The organism is Thalassovita sp. (assembly GCF_034670005.1).
Taxonomy (GTDB): domain Bacteria; phylum Pseudomonadota; class Alphaproteobacteria; order Rhodobacterales; family Rhodobacteraceae; genus Thalassobius.
The window spans coordinates 16,214-35,356 of sequence record NZ_JAXMOH010000016.1; the positions used below are offsets into that span (position 1 = coordinate 16,214).

The 19,143-nt window shown below is 60.7% G+C and carries 14 protein-coding genes; 10 read left to right on the forward strand and 4 right to left on the reverse strand.

What is annotated here, in order from left to right; genetic code table 11:
* Positions 1-5: 5 nt before the first annotated feature.
* The 7 genes from VOI23_RS18410 to VOI23_RS18440 all read left to right on the forward strand — a co-directional run bounded on the left by VOI23_RS18410 (position 6) and on the right by VOI23_RS18440 (position 9,792).
* Entirely contained in the window at positions 6-812 is an 807-nt protein-coding gene (locus VOI23_RS18410; protein WP_323786514.1) for a TatD family hydrolase, read from the forward strand.
* Positions 812-1,609: an MBL fold metallo-hydrolase gene (locus VOI23_RS18415; RefSeq protein WP_323786515.1), complete on the forward strand. Its 798-nt coding sequence runs from the start codon at positions 812-814 to the stop codon at positions 1,607-1,609. Before VOI23_RS18410 ends, VOI23_RS18415 begins: the two co-directional genes overlap by 1 nt.
* Positions 1,610-1,691: 82 nt before the next feature.
* Positions 1,692-2,621 (forward strand): AEC family transporter, encoded by a 930-nt coding sequence (locus VOI23_RS18420; RefSeq protein WP_323786516.1) that lies wholly within the window; start codon positions 1,692-1,694, stop codon positions 2,619-2,621.
* Positions 2,622-2,721: 100 nt separating this feature from the next.
* On the forward strand, positions 2,722-3,447 hold the full coding sequence (locus VOI23_RS18425; protein WP_416376551.1) for an ABC transporter ATP-binding protein: 726 nt from the start codon (positions 2,722-2,724) through the stop codon (positions 3,445-3,447).
* Positions 3,441-5,807, forward strand: a complete 2,367-nt coding sequence (locus tag VOI23_RS18430; RefSeq protein WP_323786517.1) for an FtsX-like permease family protein — start codon at positions 3,441-3,443, stop codon at positions 5,805-5,807. Before VOI23_RS18425 ends, VOI23_RS18430 begins: the two co-directional genes overlap by 7 nt.
* Before the next feature lie 4 nt (positions 5,808-5,811).
* A complete protein-coding gene (locus VOI23_RS18435; RefSeq protein WP_323786518.1) occupies positions 5,812-7,044 on the forward strand; it encodes an efflux RND transporter periplasmic adaptor subunit in 1,233 nt (410 codons plus the stop codon).
* A gap of 360 nt (positions 7,045-7,404) precedes the next feature.
* Positions 7,405-9,792 (forward strand): calcium-binding protein, encoded by a 2,388-nt coding sequence (locus VOI23_RS18440; RefSeq protein WP_323786519.1) that lies wholly within the window; start codon positions 7,405-7,407, stop codon positions 9,790-9,792.
* 211 nt (positions 9,793-10,003) lie between these two features.
* Here VOI23_RS18440 and VOI23_RS18445 read toward each other — a convergent pair whose 3' ends face one another.
* The 3 genes from VOI23_RS18445 to VOI23_RS18455 are packed head-to-tail and all read right to left on the reverse strand — an operon-like array spanning position 10,004 to position 12,074.
* On the reverse strand, positions 10,004-10,822 hold the full coding sequence (locus tag VOI23_RS18445; protein ID WP_323786520.1) for a metal ABC transporter permease: 819 nt from the start codon (positions 10,820-10,822) through the stop codon (positions 10,004-10,006).
* Complete coding sequence (locus VOI23_RS18450; protein ID WP_323786521.1) at positions 10,819-11,589, reverse strand: metal ABC transporter ATP-binding protein; 771 nt, start codon at positions 11,587-11,589, stop codon at positions 10,819-10,821. Before VOI23_RS18450 ends, VOI23_RS18445 begins: the two co-directional genes overlap by 4 nt.
* Complete coding sequence (locus tag VOI23_RS18455) at positions 11,586-12,074, reverse strand: transcriptional repressor (RefSeq protein WP_323786522.1); 489 nt, start codon at positions 12,072-12,074, stop codon at positions 11,586-11,588. Before VOI23_RS18455 ends, VOI23_RS18450 begins: the two co-directional genes overlap by 4 nt.
* Positions 12,075-12,174: 100 nt before the next feature.
* Here VOI23_RS18455 and VOI23_RS18460 point away from each other — a divergent pair, with 100 nt between their 5' ends.
* Entirely contained in the window at positions 12,175-13,119 is a 945-nt protein-coding gene (locus VOI23_RS18460) for a zinc ABC transporter substrate-binding protein (RefSeq protein WP_323786523.1), read from the forward strand.
* Between the two features lie 94 nt (positions 13,120-13,213).
* Here the strand turns inward: VOI23_RS18460 and VOI23_RS18465 are convergent, their stop codons facing one another.
* A complete protein-coding gene (locus VOI23_RS18465) occupies positions 13,214-13,363 on the reverse strand; it encodes a hypothetical protein (protein ID WP_323786524.1) in 150 nt (49 codons plus the stop codon).
* Positions 13,364-13,593: 230 nt separating this feature from the next.
* Between VOI23_RS18465 and VOI23_RS18470 the strand changes: the two genes are divergently transcribed.
* Together VOI23_RS18470 and VOI23_RS18475 are read left to right on the forward strand one after the other, a co-directional pair.
* Positions 13,594-15,384, forward strand: coding sequence for an autotransporter assembly complex family protein (locus VOI23_RS18470; protein ID WP_323786525.1), 1,791 nt, complete (start codon positions 13,594-13,596; stop codon positions 15,382-15,384).
* Entirely contained in the window at positions 15,384-18,653 is a 3,270-nt protein-coding gene (locus VOI23_RS18475) for a translocation/assembly module TamB domain-containing protein (protein ID WP_323786526.1), read from the forward strand. Before VOI23_RS18470 ends, VOI23_RS18475 begins: the two co-directional genes overlap by 1 nt.
* The last annotated feature ends 490 nt before the right edge of the window (positions 18,654-19,143 follow it).

A 19,143-nucleotide genomic window follows, 5' to 3' on the forward strand; every position in this document is an offset into this window, starting at 1 on the left:
GCTTCATGACCAAATCCATTCAGATCACCGATAGCCACTGCCACCTCGATTTCCCCGATTTCGACGAGGAACGCGATGCCGTGGTCGCCCGCGCGATCGAGGCGGGCGTGACCCGCATGGTGACCATCTGCACCAAGCTTCGGCTGGAACCCCAGGTGCGCGCCATCGCCGAAAAATATCGGTCCGTCTTCTATGCCGCAGGCACCCACCCGATGAGCGCCGCCGACGAACCGATGGCCACGGTGGAAGAACTCGAAACCCTGGCACAGCACCCGAAATTCGTCGGGATCGGTGAAACCGGGCTGGATTATCATTACAGCGCCGACAGCGCCGAGATGCAGAAACAAAGCCTCGCCATCCATATCGAAGCCGCGCGCCGCACCGGCCTGCCGCTGATCATCCATTCGCGCGATGCCGATACCGACATGGCCGATATCCTGACCGCCGAACACCGCAACGGCGCGTTTTCCTGCGTGATGCATTGCTACACCTCCGGGCCTGATCTGGCCAAGACCGCGCTGGACCTGGGGTTCTACCTGTCGATGTCGGGTATCGCCACCTTCCCCAAAAGCCAGGACGTGCGCGATATTTTCGCCGCTGCCCCGGTGGATCGGGTGCTGGTGGAAACCGACAGCCCCTACCTGGCCCCCAAACCGTTCCGCGGCAAACGCAATGAACCGGGATATACCGTCCATACCGCGGTGATCGGTGCCGAAGTGTTCGGCCTCGACTATTCCAGCTTTGCCGCCCGGACACAGGCCAATTTCGACCGCCTGTTCAGCAAGGCGGCCGCTTACAAGGCGGTGGTGTAATGGCGGAGCTGCGTTTTACCATTCTGGGCTGCGGATCGTCGGGCGGGGTGCCGCGTTTGGGCGGCCATTGGGGCGATTGCGACCCGGAAAATCCGAAAAACCGGCGCCGCCGCTGTTCGATGCTGATCGAACGGATTACCGAAACGGGCAAAACCACCGTGCTGATCGACACCACGCCGGATATGCGCCAGCAGTTGCTCGATGCCGAAGTCGGCGAGATCGACGCGGTTTTGTGGACCCATTCCCATGCCGATCACGTGCACGGGATCGACGATCTGCGCATGATCGTGTTCAACACCCGCAAACGGTTGAATGTCTGGGCCGATGGCGACACCCAGAACGCGCTTTATTCGCGCTTTGGCTATGCCTTCATCCAGCCAGAAGACAGCCCCTACCCCCCGATTCTGGATATGCACACGATCGACGGCGATGTCACAATTACCGGCAAGGGTGGCGATATCACCCTGACCCCGTTCGAGGTCGGCCACGGCTCGATCGACGCGCTTGGGTTCAGGATTGGCGATCTCGCCTATCTACCGGACGTTGTCGAAATCGAAGGCGATGCCTGGGACGTGTTGCAGGATCTGGATTGCTGGGTGCTGGACGCGTTGCGCCGCACGCCGCATCCGACACATTCGCATCTGCAACAGTCGCTGGACTGGATCGCTCAGGTCGCGCCGCGCCGCGCTGTGCTGACCAACATGCATATCGATCTGGACTATCAGACCCTCGAAGACGAAACTCCCGACCATATCACACCGGCCTTTGACGGCATGACGATTTCCTATCAGGTCTAGGACCGGCACAGCCTTTCATCTTGCCCGAAATACTCCCGCCGGAGGCGTCCCGCCCTGTTCACCCGCGCAAAAGGCCCGTTCGATGCAAGACCTTCTCAACGTCGTCCTTCCGGTCTTCCTGGTGATCGGGTTCGGCTATTTCGCGACATGGCGCGGCTACCTGAGCGCGGCGCAGATCGACGGGCTGATGAAGTTTGCACAAAATTTCGCCATCCCCTGTCTGCTGTTTTCCGCCATTGCCACGCTGGATTTGAGCCGCAGCTATCATCCCGCCCTGATGCTGTCCTTCTATATTGGCGCGGCCTCCGGGTTCACTGCTGGCATGCTGGGGGCACGGTTCCTGTTCGGACGGCCCTGGGAAGACAGCGTTTCCATTGGCTTCGTGGGGCTGTTTTCCAACTCGGTCCTGTTGGGTCTGGCGATCACTGAACGCGCCTACGGGACAGAGGCGCTGGCGGGCAATTTCGCCATCGTGTCGATCCATGCGCCGTTCTGCTATATGGTCGGGATCACGGTGATGGAAATCGTCCGCGCCCGCGGCCAGTCACCGCTGCGGGTGGCACGCACCGTGGGCACCGCGATGTTCCGCAACGCGCTGGTGGTCGGCATCGCTTTGGGCTTCATCGTCAATCTGGGCGGCATCGCGCTGCCCGAACCGGTCAGCGCGGCAGTGGACCTGATGAAACGCGCCGCGCTGCCCGCCGCGCTGTTCGGGCTGGGCGGGCTGTTGGTGCGCTATAAACCCGAAGGCGACGGCAAGATGATTGCCTATATTGTCGCCGTCAGCCTGCTGCTGCATCCCAGCATTGTTTACGGGCTGGGCCGGGCGTTCGACCTGCCGGTCAGTGACCTGCGGTCCGCGGTGCTGACCGCGGCGATGGCCCCCGGCGTCAACACCTACCTTTTCGCCAATATCTATGGCGTCGGGCGCAGGATTGCGGCGTCGTCGGTGCTGATCGCAACCGGGCTTTGCATTCTGACGGTCTGGGTCTGGCTGCAAATCCTGCCCTGATCCCCGGCCGCCCCCCGGCAATTCGCCCCATTTTCTGCTTTTTCACTGGCCCCGCCCGGCTATTCGGCTAACCTGAGGTGAATTCAACCCAAGTAGTGTTTTGACAGATCAAGCCCCGATATCGCACCCCGCCTTCACAGCCAAAGGCCTGACCAAAGTCTACGGCGAAGGAACCGCCGCCGTGCATGCGCTGCGCGGGGTGGATCTGACGATTCCGACCGGCGAATTCGTGGTGCTGCTGGGTCCGTCGGGCAGTGGCAAATCCACCCTTCTCAATATCCTTGGCGGGCTTGACCGGGCCAGTGCGGGCACCGCGCATTTCCGTGACCGTGACCTGTCGGCGATGGACGATGCCGATCTGACCCGTTACCGGCGCGACCATGTCGGGTTCGTGTTTCAGTTCTATAACCTGATGCCCAGCCTGAATGCGCGCGAAAATGTCGAACTGGTCACCGAAATCGCCCGCGATCCGATGACCGCCTCCGAAGCGCTGGCGCTGGTCGGGCTGGACAAGCGCGAAACGCATTTCCCGTCGGAAATGTCGGGGGGCGAACAGCAGCGGGTTGCGATTGCCCGGGCGGTGGCGAAACGGCCAACGGTGCTGTTTTGTGACGAACCGACCGGGGCTTTGGACAGCACCACCGGCCGCGCCGTTTTGAAAGTGCTGACAGATGTGAACGAACAACTGGGCACCACCGTGATCATCGTCACCCACGCCGCCGCCACCGCGCAGCTGGCTGACCGGGTGATCCATTTCGCCGATGGGGCAATCCGAGACGTGGTGCTGAACGACACCAAGCTCAAGGCAGAAGACATCGAATGGTAAGCCCGCTGAATCGCAAACTGATCCGCGATCTGGGCCGAATCAAGGGACAGGCGGCGGCGATCGGGCTGGTGATCGCGCTTGGCGTGATGATGCTGGTGATGATGACCGGGCTGGTCAACACGCTGGATGAGACCCGGCGCACCTATTACGACCGGTATCGTCTGGCCGAGGTATTCGCCCCGGTGACCCGCGCACCGGAACGCATGGTGGCCCGGCTGGCCGCGCTGCCCGGTGTTGCCGCAGTAGAAAGCCGGGTGGCTGGGGCGGCGTTGATCGACATGGCCAAGGGCGAATTGCCGGTCCGTGCCCGCGCGCTGTCGCTGCCGGATTTCGGCACGCCACGTCTGAACGACATCTACCTGACCGCAGGACGCCTGCCAGATCAGGGCCATAGCGACGAAATCGTGCTGCTGGAAGGTTTCGCCTCTGCGCGCGGACTGGTGCAGGGCGACCGGATCGTCGCCACGATGAACGGGGCCAAGCGGCAGTTCCGCATCGTCGGTTTCGCGCAATCTCCCGAATTCCTTTACAGCACCGCGCCAGGGGAAATCGTGCCGGACGATACCCGTTTTGCCGTGTTCTGGATGCGCCGCGCCGCGCTTGGTGCCGCCTATGACATGCAAGGCGCCTTTTCCGAAGCGCTGATATCGCTGACACGAGGCACCAATCCGCAATCCGTGATCAACGCCGCCGATCAACTGTTGGACCCTTATGGCGCGGTCGGTGCCTATAGCCTGGTCGATCTGTTTTCAAACCGGTTCATCAGCGAAGAAATCCGCGGGCTTCGGGTGACTGCCAAAAGCATCCCGCCGATTTTCCTCGGGGTGGCGGCTTTCCTGCTTTATATCGTGATTTCGCGGATGGTGCAGGCCGAACGCGAACAGATCGGGTTGCTCAAGGCGTTTGGCTACTCGTCTTGGGAAGTCAGCTTTCATTATCTGAAACTGGTGCTGGTGATCGCGGTACTGGGGGCGATTGTCGGATCTGTTGCCGGGGTCGCGGCGGGCAATTCCCTGGCGGTGCTGTATCAGGAATATTACAAGTTTCCCTTTCTGGTCTTTTCGGTCGATCCGCGCAGTTTCGTGATCGGTTTTGCCACTTCGATCCTGACCGCCTCGGTCGGCAGCCTGTTCGTGCTGCGCAAGGTGTTCAGGCTGACCCCGGCAGTGGCGATGCGCCCGCCTGCCCCGCCGGATTATTCGCGCAGCTACGATCTGGCCGGGGCGATGAAACGCTGGCTGGATCAACCCAGCCGCATGGTGCTGCGACGGCTGAGCCGTTACCCGGGCCGGATGCTGGGCGGGGTGATCGGGATCGCCGCCGGGCTGGCGCTGTCGGTGGCGACGCTGACGATGATGGCGGGGTTTCGGGAAACCATCGACCTGAGTTTCACCGTGATGGACCAGTCGGACATGACGGTGTTTTTCGTTGCCAATCAGCCCCCGAAGGCTTTGCTGGAACTGGGCCGGATGCCCGGGATCGACCATGTCGAACCGATCCGCGTCGCCTCGGCGGTTTTGCGCAACGGGACATACAGTTATCGCGGCGCTTTGGAAGGGCGGCCCGAAACACCGGTTCTGAACCGGGTCATCGGGAAGGATTTCAACCAGATATCCATGCGGCGCGAAGGGCTGATCATCTCGGAATCGCTGGCCGGGGAGCTGCATGTCGGTCCCGGCGACTGGATCGAGGCCGAAATCCGCGAAGGCCGCCGTCCGGTTCTGCGGCTGCCGGTAATCGGCACCGCGCAAACCCTGACCGGCGCGCCCGCCTTCATGGAAATCGGGGCGCTGACCCGGGCGCTGAAAGAACCGCAACAGGTGTCCGGTGCCTATCTGACGATTGATGAAGACTACACCAAGCAGATTTTCGAACAGATCAAGCGGATGCCCTGGATCGCCGGGGCGTCGTTGAAACAAGACGTGCGCAATGCGTTGGTCGAGATCATGAATACCGGCCCCGGATCGGTCCGGTTCGTGATGCTGGCGGTGGCGGCGGTGATCACGTTCGGCATCGTTTACAATTCGGCCCGGATCGCCTTTGCCGAACGCGCCCGCGATCTGGCCAGCCTGCGGGTGATGGGGTTCACCCGCAGCGAAACCAGTTTCGTCCTGTTGGGCGAATTGGCGGTGGTGACTCTGGTGGCGATCCCGCTGGGATCCGTGGCGGGCTATGGTTTGACCTATCTCATGGTCAAAGGCTTCAGTACCGATATCTACCAGATACCGGCAATCTATAGCCCCCAAAGCTATGGCTGGGGGATGATCGCGGTGCTGGTGTCGGCTGCGGTCTCGGGATGGCTGGTGAAACGTGATCTGGACCGGATCGATCTGGTCCAAGCTTTGAAAACGCGGGAGTGAACCGATGGCAGGCAAGACATATGCGCGCCGATTTATCAGCCTGGCGGCGGCGGTGACGGTCACCGGGGCGCTGACCTATGCGTTCTGGCCGCGTCCTACATTGGTCGATCTGGGCAGCGTTACCGAAGCACCGATGCGGGTCACCATCGACGAGGAGGGCCGCACACAGGTGCATGACCCCTACACCGTTTCAACCCCGATCACCGGGCGGCTTTTGCGGCTGGAGGTCGAACCGGGCGACGAGGTCACCGCGCAAAAAACCGTGGTGGCGCGGATGTTGCCGACAACGCCAACCGCATTGGATGCCCGATCGCGCGAACAGGCCCGCGGCAACGTTACCGCCGCCGAGGCCGCGCTGCGGGTGGCCGAAGCGGCAGTCAACAAGGCCCTTGCCGACCGCGATCTGGCCGAGGCCAATCTGGCGCGGACGCAGAAACTGTATGACAGCGACATTGCCAGCCATGCCGCGCTGGACAATGACGCCCGCACGGCGCGGGCGGCCAATGCCGCGTTGGACACCGCGCGGGCGGCGATTTCCATGCGGGTGGCAGAACTGAACAACGCCCGGGCCGCGCTGCAGAATTTCGATGGTCTGGGCCCGGACGGGTCGTCCAACACGCGTCAGGATGAACTCTTTCCGCTTCTCGCGCCGATTTCGGGACGCATCCTTCAGGTTCTGCAAAGATCCGAAACCACCCTACCCGCCGGCACCCAGATTCTGGAAATCGGAGATATCCGGAACGATCTGGAAGTGGTGGCGGAAATGCTGTCCACCGATGCGGTGCAGATCGCACCGGGCGATGAGGTGATCATCGACCAATGGGGCGGCGACAGGCCGTTGAACGGCGTTGTGGCGCGGATCGAACCGCGCGGCTTTACCAAAGTCTCGGCCCTTGGCGTCGAAGAACAGCGGGTACGCGTCACCATCCGGTTTACCGATCCGCCAGAGGACCGCGCCGGTTTGGGTCATGGGTTCCGGGTCGAGGTGCAGGTGGTGACCTGGGCGTCGGATAACGCCGTGACCGTGCCTGCCGGGGCGCTGTTCCGTCAGGGAACGGACTGGGCGGTGTTCACCGTCGATGGCGGTACCGCTTGGGCCCGCAAGGTAAAGATCGCGGCCAATAACGGTTTGCAGGCCGCGATTGCCGAGGGCGTCGCGGCGGGCGACACCATCGTGCTTTACCCGCCCTCGGGATTGGAAGACGGCGACCGGGTGGCCCAGCGCACGGCGTATTGAGGCAGGACATCGGGAGTAATCAGTAACACCGATCCAAAGGCGACCTTCAGCGACTTGGCAGCGAATGGCAGCTTCGAGCCCATTTTGACGGATGCTGCGCGCTGCACGAATGTCCGCACTTCAAGTGCGCGGCCAAAAACGTGACAAAATCAAGGTGAGTTTTGCCAAGGGTTTGTGTCACATGAATTTTCAATGATCTTGGTGATTAGGCCGCTCGTGACAAAAACGACCGTTTTTGCCGAATGGGTATTGTCAGGGGGTTTTTGTCAAAAGTCCTGCTGAGCTGGTCGCGGGGTATCTTCCAACGAGTTTTCTGGTAGGATCATCGGCACAAGTCGCAAGTTTCCAATGGGGCAACCTATGCCAGATTATGTAACGATACCTATTTATGATCGCCCTGATGCTCCTGCTGGAGAACGCATCGTCATAGGTGCTGGCATTTTTGATCGTGACCTAGGCGCCGGTCCTTATGGTCAGTTCCTGGGTCTGATCAGTGACTACCACCCTAACGATTACAATTTCGATGGCGAAGTCTCTCTTTGGGAACGCTTTACATCGACAATCGTCCCAGGGAACTACGCTGAGACACGCTTCACATATCAAGCTTTTACCCAATTATTAGTTGAAACAGCTGATCCGATTTTTCAGAGCCTCAGAACCGGTGTTCTGGTTCCGTACATGCAGGATTTGGCAGAGTGGGGCATCGACCAAGCCTATGGTCTTCCCCCAGATTCCGTCGAAGACCTTGTAAGCGCCCTGGGAAACAACCTCATTGGCCAAATCGTGGATCGCTCAATTAGCGGCTTCATTCCGCAGCTATTTGTTACAGCTGGTTTTGAGTATGTATTTGATCAGATTTTTTTAAACAACGTTTTTCCGGACGATTCTACGAATCTTAACTTTGAGGTTAGGTATATTGGTGACGAAGTTTTCTCGGAATCAGGAACAGAAAATTACTACGTCGTCGCGGTATATGAAAATGCTTCCATTACTATCGGCGGTGGTGATGACACCGTACATGGTCGAATCCAGCTTTCAGACTTAAACGGTGGTGCCGGGATTGATCGCCTTGTTCTGGATTATTCCGGCACATTGCATGACGGGCGGACCGTTAATAGCATATCCTTCACGCGCCTGGATTCTTCTATCCAAGAGAGCGCTACTCTGAGCGATGGAACTGTAGTCTCGTTTCGTCTCAACGGGTTTGAAGCTTTCGACATAACTGCAACCGAGGGCGACGACTGGCTTGCGGGCTTACCTTTTGTTGTTGGCCGCCCGGTTCCTGAGGGCGTCTATTTTCGAGGGTTGGGCGGAAACGACATTCTAGATGGAGGGGCCGGTGCCGATACGCTTGAAGGAGGGGCAGGGGATGATCGTCTACGTTTCATTGGCCTTGGAGACGTTGTTCGTGGCGGTACTGGCACCGACACTCTGGAATTTGACCTGTCCGACACAACCAATCCGATTTTTATCGATTTGATTTCTGGCATCGGTGCCGGAAGTGAATGGTCTGGAGTGGAAGTCGTGTCAGGTGAACTGGGAGCCGGAGACGATACCTTCATCGGAGCTGCTCAACTTTCCGACCTGAGCGGTGGTGCCGGGATTGATCGCCTTGTTCTGGATTATTCCGGCACATTGCATGACGGGCGGACCGTTAATAGCATATCCTTCACGCGCCTGGATTCTTCTATCCAAGAGAGCGCTACTCTGAGCGATGGAACTGTAGTCTCGTTTCGTCTCAACGGGTTTGAAGCTTTCGACATAACTGCAACCGAGGGCGACGACTGGCTTGCGGGCTTACCTTTTGTTGTTGGCCGCCCGGTTCCTGAGGGCGTCTATTTTCGAGGGTTGGGCGGAAACGACATTCTAGATGGAGGGGCCGGTGCCGATACGCTTGAAGGAGGGGCAGGGGATGATCTGATTTCTGGAAATGACGGCGATGATATCCTAATCTATGACGCTGGTAGCGATGGCCTAAACGGGGGGATTGGAAATGATATTGTCCAACTCCATGGAACAACCTACCACACAGCTGGCTATGTCGCTTACAATGTAAGCTCTGACACGCAAGTCGGCACTCAGGCGCGTATCAACCTTGAAGGATTAGTGCGAATTGAGGCCGTAACCGATGGTGGCGCGGATGCCGACATCGCCCAGCTTAGCGCTGAAGGCGATGCATTTTTCTTGCATGATGCCTATTCCGGGTTCCACAGTTCTATCGCTCTGACAGAAGATTATGTCGGCAACGAAAGCACCGCACGTTTTGCCAACATCGAAGAAATCCGTGGTATGGGAGGTGATGACATCATCGACCTGACCAGCCCTGACTACAGCCTTTCAGGCGTTTCCATGATTATTGATGGCGGTGAAGGAAATGACGTGATCTGGGGATCGGATGCCAACGAACATATCTCTGGTGGCAATGGCGACGACACCATTTTCGGCGGTATCGGCACGGACGTTCTGAGTGGCAATCTTGGGGCGGATGTTTTCGAGTTCACCCGCACCTCGACCAATACATCAGTGACCGATTTTGATGTTGGCGAAGGCGATATGCTGCGCTTCTATAACACAGGCGGGGCGGAATTCGACGCCTCAAGTGTGGCACTAACCGCAACCGGAATCATAATTTCCTATACGGATACGGCAACTGGCATCGAGCACGATATTTCCATCGCCCTTGCGCCAAGTGCCGCTGATTTCACAGCCACGCTGAGCGAGATTCAGAGTGCGCTAGAGATCATTTGAAGATAAATTTGATCAGCCAAGGCACGAAGGTTTGGCCAAAACTCATACGTTTTTGGCACTGTCAATAACGACCGTTTTTGACCGGCTAGATTTCCCGAAAGCAGTCCTTGGCGCAACCGCAGCGAAATAGCGCTTTGTCCGCATAATAGACGTTGGGCAATGACACGGCGAAAGGCAGGTTGCCGCCCGCGAACCCGGGCCGGAAACCGCGTCAATTTTCCCCCGCCCCCGACAGCGCGTGGCGCAGATTGGCGCCAAGGCTGATGGCGAGAAACAGCAGCGCCGCAAGGCAGACGATGGTCGGCCCGGTCGGCGTGTCGAAGATCAACGCGCCCTGCAAACCGCCCAGCACCGACACCGCCCCGATCAGCCCCGCGATCACCGCCATCGCTTCGGGTGTGCGGGCAAAGGGACGGGCGGCGGCGGGCGGCACGATCAGCATCGCCGCGATCAGCAACACCCCGACCACCTTGATCGCCACCGCCACCACCAGCGCCAGCGCCAGCGTCAGCACCATCTGTTCGCGCTTTGGGTCAATGCCGCTGGCATAGGCCAAATCGGGGTTCAGCGTCGCGGTCAACAGCGCCGACCAGCGCCATGCGACCAGCCCGACAACCAGAACCGCACCGCCCCAGATCACCACCAGATCGGCCCGCCCCACGGCCAGGATATCGCCAAACAGATAGGCCATCAGGTCGATCCGCACCCCCTGCAGGAACGACACCGCCACCAACCCGAAGGCCAGCGCAGAATGCGCCATCACCCCCAACAGCGTATCCATCGCATAGCCGCGTCCGCTCAGCGTGCTGACGGTGGTCGCCATGATCAGCGCCACGGCCAGAACACCGGCAAAGATCGAAACATTGAAACTGAGCGCCAAAGCCACGCCGAGGATCGAGGCATGGGCAGTGGCATCGCCGAAATAGGCCATCCTGCGCCAGACCACGAAACACCCCAGCGGTGCGGCAGCCAGGGCGACACCCAGTCCAGCCAGCGTGGCGCGGGTCATGAAATTGTCCAGGAAGGTCATTGTGCAGCCTCGTTGCCGTGATCGTGGGGATGGCCGTGATCATGATCGCAGCCGCCTTCGTGGCTATGGTCATGATCATGGCGGTACAGCGCCAGAGCGCCACCGGTGCCAGAACCGAACAGCGCCCGGTATTCCGGGGCCGATGCGACGATATCCGGCGTGCCGTGACAACAGACATGCCCGTTCAGGCAAACCACCCGGTCGCTGGCCGCCATCACCACATGCAATTCGTGGCTGACCATCAGCACCGCACAGCCCAGTTCGGCCCGCACCTCTTCGATCTGGCGGTAAAACGCCGCCGATCCGGGTTGGTCCAGCCCCTGTGTGGCTTCGTCGAGGATCAGCAGGTCGGGGTTATCCAGCAATGCGCGCGCCAGCAATACGCGCTGAAACTGGCCGCCGGACAGCCGCGTCATCTGCCGGTCGGCCAAATCATGCGCTCCGGCCTTGTGCAGCGCCGCTTTGGCGGCAGCGTGCGACACCCGTTTTGGCAACCCCAGAAACCGCGCCACCGTCATCGGCAGCGTCGGATCTATATGCAGAACCTGCGGCACATAACCGATCCGCAGCCCAACCGCGCGGCTGATCCGGCCCGAAACCGGTTTCAAAGCGCCGATAATGGTTTTCATCAACGTCGATTTGCCCGATCCGTTGGGACCGACAACGGTGACGATTTCGCCTTTGTCGATGTGGAAATCGACATGAGACAGCGCCAGAACATTGCCCTGCCGGACGCACAGGTCAGAAATCTCGATCAGGTGGGTCATGCGTTCCGGGGCCCTTTGTTGCGGCAGGCCGGGCACAGACCTTCGGCTTCGACCACGGTCTGTTCGATTTCGAACCCGACCTGATCCGCCGCAGCGCCCAAAGCGCCCTTGGCCGGTTCTGCCGCCGCTTCGACCACTGCGCCGCATTGGCGGCAAATCAGGAAAGCAGGTGTGTGGCTTTCTCCGGGATGGTTGCAGGCGGTGAAGGCGTTGAGCCGCTCGACCTTATGGGCAAACCCGTGCTTGACCAGAAAATCCAGCGCCCGGTAGACCACCGGCGGCTGCGACCCCAACCCTTCGGCGCGAAGCGTGTCGAGAATTTCGTAAGCCCCCATCGCCCGGTGTTCGGACAACAGGATTTCCTGCACCCGCCGCCGCACCGGGGTCAGTTGCAACCCCCTGGCCTGACAGGCCGTTGCCACTGCTTCGACCCCGTCTGCGATGCAATGCGTATGGTCGTGTTTTTCGAATCCCCAAGCCGTCATGCGCTGTTTCCCAAATGATCCGCTTTTCAGCTTGTAATGTTATATTATACCACCTACAAGGCCCATCGTTATGTTATACAATAACACGCTTGGAGGTAAGATGCTGAAACCCCTGTCCGCGCTGCCGTTGATTTTGTTGGCCCAAACCGCCTTTGCCGAGGTGCCGAAAGTGGTCGCCGATATTGCGCCGGTCCAATCGCTTGTCGCGCAAGTGATGGGCGATCTGGGTGAACCCGAAGTGATTGTTGATCCGGGTGCGTCGCCACACAGCTATGCCCTGCGACCCTCGCAGGCGCGGGCGCTGGAACAGGCCGATCTGGTGTTTTGGGTCGGTCATTCGATGACGACCTGGCTGGAAGGGCCGCTTGAACAGCTGGCAGGCAACGCCAATATCGTGGCGCTGATCGACCTGGATGGCACGATCCGCCGCGATATCCGCGATACTGCGGTTTTCGCAGCGGTTGAGGCACATGACGGCATGGAGGAAGACGGGCACGAAGATCATGATGAACATGGACACGATCATTATGGCATCGATCCCCATGCCTGGCTCGACCCCGAAAACGGCAAAACCTGGCTGGCAGCGATGGCCGAGGCGTTGGCGGCGGCCGACCCGGAACATGCCGGCATCTACCGGCAGAATGCCAAATCCGCGCAGGACGACCTGGACCTCAGGATCGGCAGGATCGAAGCGAAACTAGCCCCCGTCTCAGGCCTGCCTTTCGTGGTTTTTCACGATGCTTACCAGTATTTCGAAACCCGCTTCGGCCTGTCGGCAAGCGGTGCGATTTCTCTGAGCGACGCCACCGCCCCCAGCCCAGCGCGGATCACCGCGATCCGGCAGGAAATCAGCGACCATGGCGTGGTCTGCGTATTTTCCGAACCGCAGTTCAACCCCGGACTGGTGAAAACGGTTTTCGAAGGCAGCGCGGCCCGGACTGCGGTGATAGACCCGCTGGGGACCGCCCTGCCCCCGGGCCCTGCGCATTACGGCGCGCTGCTGGACAGCCTGGCCGATGAGATGGCAGGCTGCCTGAACGAATAACAGAGGGATTGCCGGGTGGCACCAGTGGACAAAGCGCGCTTCGTTCCGCCCGGCAATTTGGCCAAACACCAACCGCGGTCAGAGCGGATTTTCGTCAGCCGGACAGTGCGCGCACGATCATGACGACGATGACAAACAGGAACACGATAACTGCGGCGATGATGCGGATTCGGGCATATGGCCCAACCATCGAGACCGAGTCCCGGCGCGAATCGGATTGTTTATCTGTCGTTTTGTCGTCCATTGGATCACCCGTTTCAGATCGTGATCCTAGCACAGATGGAAGATCGGTTCACTATGCCGGGCACACCAAGAGGTACCTGCCTTTTCGGTTTGGACCAAACGCATAGTCCGGCAGCAATTTTCCGCCTTCCGCAAGGACCCGGACGTTTTCCCACCGGCAATGGATGGTGGTCCCGGCGCAAACCTCCTATTCTGGCGTTGAACTGGCTGTCTTAAACAATTGCGAATCCGTTGCGAAATTTTGCTGCCCTTCTGTTCTGCGCCGTCCTGGCCGCGCCCGTCCCGGCGCTGGCTTTGGAAGATGTGACATTCACCCTTGATGGCGAGGTGGAAAACGAAACCTTGCTGAAACAGTTGCGCGGCGCTTCGTTGTTGCGCACCGCACAACGCGAAGAAGTTAGCGATCCGCAGGACCTGTTTTCCACCGCTCTGGCCGATTATCAGCGGCTGGTCGAAACGCTGTATGCCCAAGGGTATTATTCCGGCATCGTCAGCATTCGCATCGACGGGCGCGAAGCGGCCCTGATCCCGGCACTGAACCCACCGAAACAAATCACAGAAATCAAAATCCGCATCGACCCGGGCAAGCCGTTCCGTTTTGACACAACCGAAATCTCTCCGCTGGCAGCGGGTACGCAATTGCCCGAAGGGTTCCGGCGCGGCGAACCCGCCCGCGCCGAGGTGGTGATCAATGCCGCACGCAGCGCGGTGGATGGTTGGCGCGATGCTGGCCACGCCAAGGCAGAGATCGCAGCACAGCGACTGGTGGCAGATCATGCCGCCCAAACGCTTGCCGCCAATATCGCCATTGCGCCGGGGCCGCAGGTCCGGTTTGGCGACCTTGTTCTGTCGGGCGACAGCAAGGTGCGGGCCGAGCGGATCAGGCGTATTGCCGGGCTGCATACCGGCGCGATCTATTCCCCTGCCGAGTTGAAGAAAGTCGCCAACCGACTGCGTCGCACCGGCGCGTTCCGGTCCGTCGCTGTGACCGAGGGCGAGCAGCTTAAACCCGGCGACCGGATGGATATCGGGGTGGCTGTTGTCGATGAAAAGCCGCGCCGCTTCGGGGCCGGGGTCGAGGTATCGACTTACGACGGGCTGACATTGTCGGGATTTTGGATGCACCGCAATCTGCTAGGCGGGGCCGAACGGTTGCGGGTCGATGCTGAAATCGCCGGGATCGAAGGGCAAAACAGTGGCGTTGATTATACGCTCGGAGCGCGGCTCGAAAGGCCGGCGGTATATGGCGCGGATACCAAGGGCTATGTCCGTTTCGATCTGGAAAGCCTTGATGAGCCGGATTACCAGTCCGACGCCGTAAGCGCCGCAATCGGCGCAACGCGAATTTTTTCGGACCATCTGCAGGGTAGCGCTGAAATCGAACTGTCCTATAGCGAAACCGATGATGTGTTCGGGCCGCGCAATTTCACCTTGGCGGCGCTGCCAATATCCTTGGTTTGGGACCGGCGCGACGATACGCTCAACCCCAGTTCGGGCCATTACCTCGATGCCGGTTTGACACCTTTTTTCGGACTGAACGGCGAAGCCCCGGGGGCCCAGTTGACCTTGGACAGCCGGATTTATCGCCGTCTGGACCCGGCTGGCCGGATGGTCGTGGCGGGGCGGCTTCAGTTGGGATCTATCGCCGGTCCTGCCCTGTCCGAGGCGTCACCGACCTATCTGTTTTACTCCGGCGGCGGCGGCACCGTGCGGGGGCAGCCGTATCAATCGCTTGGTGTCGATGTCGGCAGCGGCAGTATCGGCGGGCGCAGTTTTGTCGGGTTGTCGGCCGAACTGCGGGCAAAACTGTCGGACAAAATCAGCGTGGTTGGTTTTGCCGATACAGGTTATATCGGCGCTGAAAGCTTTTATAACGGGTCCGGAAACTGGCATTCAGGGTCCGGGATCGGGTTGCGCTATGACACCACGGTCGGACCGCTGCGACTTGACGTGGCGACGCCTGTTGGTGGCAATACCGGTGACGGGGTGCAAATCTATATCGGGATTGGGCAGGCTTTCTGATGCGCGGCTATATCCTTTCATTGCTGCTGATCGCACCGCTGCCCGTATTTGCACAGGATACGGGTGACGATCGCGGGTATCTCGAAGCCTTGCTGGAAGACAACCTGTCGAGCCCGGGGGCCGAGGTGGATATCACCGGCTTTCGCGGCGCGCTGAGTTCGAATGCCACCATCGACCAGATCAGCATCTCGGATGCCGATGGTATCTGGATCACGCTTGACGATGTATCGTTGATCTGGAGCCGCACCGCGCTGCTGCGCGGGCATCTCGAAGTCGACGAACTGACGGCAGGTGAAATCCGCTTTGACCGGCTGCCTTTACCGGCTGAAACTCAGCTCCCCAGCGCCGAGGCACCGGGATTTGCCCTGCCCGATTTGCCGGTTTCGGTCAATCTGGGCAAACTGGCGATCGACAAAGCTGTCCTGGGCGAAGCGGTCATGGGTCAGGACTTGACACTGACGCTGAACGGATCGGCGCAATTGGCGGCGGGCGAAGGATCGGCTGAACTGTCGATTGAACGGCTGGACGTGGCCGGCAGCGCGCTGGAATTGCAGGCGGGTTTTGCGAATGCCACCCGGTTCCTGTCGATTGACCTGACGCTGAGCGAACCCAAGGATGGGATCGTCGCCAATCTGCTGACCCTGCCCGGTGCCCCCGCGGTCGATATGAAAGTCGCCGGTGCCGGACCGATCGAAGATTTCACCGCAGATCTGACGCTGGCCACCGATGGCCAGCCTCGGCTGACCGGCACCGCCAGCGTGAAATCCGTGGCACAGGAGCCGACGGGCGAGACCTCCGACGGCGCCGACGCGCCTGCCGACATGGCTTTTCATGCTGAAATCGGCGGCGATCTGGCACCGCTTTTCGCACCCGAATATCGCAGTTTCTTCGGGTCTGATATCCGCTTGAACACCGATGGTTTGCGGCGGGCAGATGGCGCATTGCAGTTGGACCAGCTATCGCTACAGGCCGATGCAATCGCGTTGCAGGGACAGGCGCGCTTGTCGCCTGCGGGCTGGCCTGAACTGTTACAGTTTGACGGCCAGATCGCAGCCCCTAAGGGCGGTCCTGTTCTGTTGCCGCTATCGGGTCCGGAAACACGCATAGAGGACGTGCGTTTCACGCTGAATTTCGACGCCGACCGCGACGACAGCTGGCGCCTGACCGGCCGGGTTGCCGGGCTGAACCGCGAAGACATGCAGCTGGACAGCGCCCGGATGACCGGCAATGGCCGATTGCTGCGCGGCGATGGTGCCAGTCTCGGACAGGTAACCGGTCAGCTTGATTTCACCGCCGAAGGATTGCAGCTGGCCGATGCGGCATTGGCACAGGCCATCGGATCGGATCTGCGCGGCGGGTTCGGGTTCGACTGGTCGGAAGACGCGCCATTGCAACTGAGCGGCATCGAGCTGAGCGGCACAGAGTATCGCGCCACGGGCGATCTGCGCCTGTCGGGCCTGACACAAGGGCTGAACATCGTGCTGAGCCCTGATCTGCGGCTTGAAACCGGCGACCTGTCACGGTTTGCCGCGTTGGCGGGCCGCGACCTCGGCGGCAGCGCACTGGTCGCGATCAAAGGTGAAATTCAGCCACTGGCAGGCAGTGTCGACATCGAGATCTCGGGCGAAACCCAGGATCTTGCCCTGGCGGAAGACCGGCTTGATCCGCTTCTGGACGGCAAGGGAGCGTTGTCTCTCCGCGCCCGGCGCGACGAGAATGGCAGCGCGATTGAGGCGCTGCGGATTGCCACGGATCATGCCGAAATCACCGGATCGGCAAAGCTTCAGAGCGATGCCGGGGACGTGGCAATCAACGCCCGGATCACGGATCTTGCACGGGTGATCGACGGGATCGGTGGCGAAGGTCGCGCCAGTATTCAGGCGACCCGGCAAAGCGGCGACTGGCAGGTCGAAGCCGACGCCAGCGGACCGGGCGGCACGCAGCTGTCGGCCCGGGGCAGCATCGCACAGGACGCCGCCCGCATGACCGTGGATGTGACCGGTAGCGCGCCGCTGGCGCTGGCCAACCGGCAAATCCGCCCGCGCCAGTTGGCCGGGCTGGCCCGGATCGATCTGCGCATTGACGGCCCGCCGTCCCTGTCAGCGCTTTCCGGGGCGATCAGGATCAGCGATGCACGGCTCGCCCTGCCCGATCAACGGCTGGCACTGGAGGCAATTCAGGGCACCCTCCAATTGAACGGGACGCGCGCCTCTGTCGATTTCGCGGCCAACCTGTCGTCAGGCGGGTCGCTGACCCTGACCGGGCCGATTGCGCTGACCCCCGGCTATTCCGCCGATCTGAGCGCCCGGCTGATGGGCCTGCGGATCACCGATCCGACATTGTACAACACCAGCGTGGACGGCTCTGTCGCGCTGAGCGGCCCATTGAGCGGCGGCGCCCAGGTCACCGGCACGCTAACGCTGGGGGAAACAGAATTGCGGGTGCCCAGCACATCCGGCCCGCGCTATGCCAACCTGCCCGGTCTGGTTCACCGCAACGAACCGACAGAGGTCCGCCGGGTGCGCCGCTGGGCCGGGTTGATCGAAACCGCCAGCGATAGCAGCTCCGGTCCGGCCTATGGTCTGGACCTGTCGATCCTCGCCCCGGCGCGGATATTTGTCCGCGGCCGCGGGCTGGATGCCGAACTGGGCGGCCAATTGCGCCTGACCGGCAGCACCGCCAATGTCATTCCGCAGGGCCGTTTCGACCTGATCCGCGGGCGGCTGGATATTCTGGGCAAGCGGTTGTCGTTGAGCGAAGGTCTGATCCAGCTTCAGGGGGCCTTCGATCCCTATATCCGCTTTGTCGCCGAGACGGACGCGGACGGCACCAAGGTCGCTATCACCTTAGACGGCCCCGCCAGCAGTCCCGATCTGAGCTTCAGCTCCAGCCCGAACCTGCCGCAGGACGAGATTTTGGCGCTACTGTTATTCGGCCATGGCGTGACCTCGATTTCACCGCTGCAGGCGGTGCGCCTTGCCGCCGCCATCAACACCCTCAGCGGCCATGGCGGTGACGGGTTGGCCGGCAATCTGCGCCGGGGGCTGGTGCTGGACGATCTGGATGTGAGCACCAGCGATGACGGCACCACCCAGGCGCGGGCGGGCAAGTATATCAGTGACAATATCTATTCCGAGGTCACCGCCGATAGCGCAGGCAATAGCGAGATCAACCTGAACCTTCAGATCAACCCGGCCCTGACCGCACGCGGCACACTCAGCTCCGACGGCAATAGCGGCATCGGTATCTTTTTCGAAAAAGATTACTGACCGGGCGAAGGCTCCGGGAGACCGGGTTTGCCTGTGAGGTGTCAAGGTTTCGCGCACAGCCGAACCGGCCGGTCAGTGGCTGATCGAAACAGGCGCCACAAGCCGACGGTCGGAATTTTGTTCAGCACCGTCAAATCAGGCTGTACGGCCCGTTGCGCGGCTATGCCACCAACGCTCCCCATCCCCGGAGACACATCCACGGGTTCCTGACCCCCGACAGGCGGTCTTCGTTACCCGTCTACCAGCGCGCCGCCCAGATCGAACAGAGGGCCTGCGAAAGACCCTGACCGCATAGTCCCAAGGCGGGGCATGTCCACGCTATCGCGGCCTGCCGAAGGCCGGGCCACGATTGTTGCGGGCGGCCAGCAACAGAGCAACACCGCCACGACCGCGCCTAAAGGCGGTTTCCCGGCCTCGAATACCACCAACAGACCCGGTTTCGGCATGGGGCACACAAAACTGTCCACGGCTGCCGGTTTTTTGCAAAATC

Coding starts and splice junctions, on each gene's coding strand:
- VOI23_RS18410 (WP_323786514.1), top strand. CDS start 6: ATGACCAAATCCATTCAGATCACCGATAGCCACTGCCACCTCGATTTC.
- VOI23_RS18415 (WP_323786515.1), top strand. CDS start 812: ATGGCGGAGCTGCGTTTTACCATTCTGGGCTGCGGATCGTCGGGCGGG.
- VOI23_RS18420 (WP_323786516.1), top strand. CDS start 1,692: ATGCAAGACCTTCTCAACGTCGTCCTTCCGGTCTTCCTGGTGATCGGG.
- VOI23_RS18430 (WP_323786517.1), top strand. CDS start 3,441: ATGGTAAGCCCGCTGAATCGCAAACTGATCCGCGATCTGGGCCGAATC.
- VOI23_RS18435 (WP_323786518.1), top strand. CDS start 5,812: ATGGCAGGCAAGACATATGCGCGCCGATTTATCAGCCTGGCGGCGGCG.
- VOI23_RS18440 (WP_323786519.1), top strand. CDS start 7,405: ATGCCAGATTATGTAACGATACCTATTTATGATCGCCCTGATGCTCCT.
- VOI23_RS18445 (WP_323786520.1), bottom strand. CDS start 10,822: ATGACCTTCCTGGACAATTTCATGACCCGCGCCACGCTGGCTGGACTG.
- VOI23_RS18450 (WP_323786521.1), bottom strand. CDS start 11,589: ATGACCCACCTGATCGAGATTTCTGACCTGTGCGTCCGGCAGGGCAAT.
- VOI23_RS18455 (WP_323786522.1), bottom strand. CDS start 12,074: ATGACGGCTTGGGGATTCGAAAAACACGACCATACGCATTGCATCGCA.
- VOI23_RS18460 (WP_323786523.1), top strand. CDS start 12,175: ATGCTGAAACCCCTGTCCGCGCTGCCGTTGATTTTGTTGGCCCAAACC.
- VOI23_RS18465 (WP_323786524.1), bottom strand. CDS start 13,363: ATGGACGACAAAACGACAGATAAACAATCCGATTCGCGCCGGGACTCG.
- VOI23_RS18475 (WP_323786526.1), top strand. CDS start 15,384: ATGCGCGGCTATATCCTTTCATTGCTGCTGATCGCACCGCTGCCCGTA.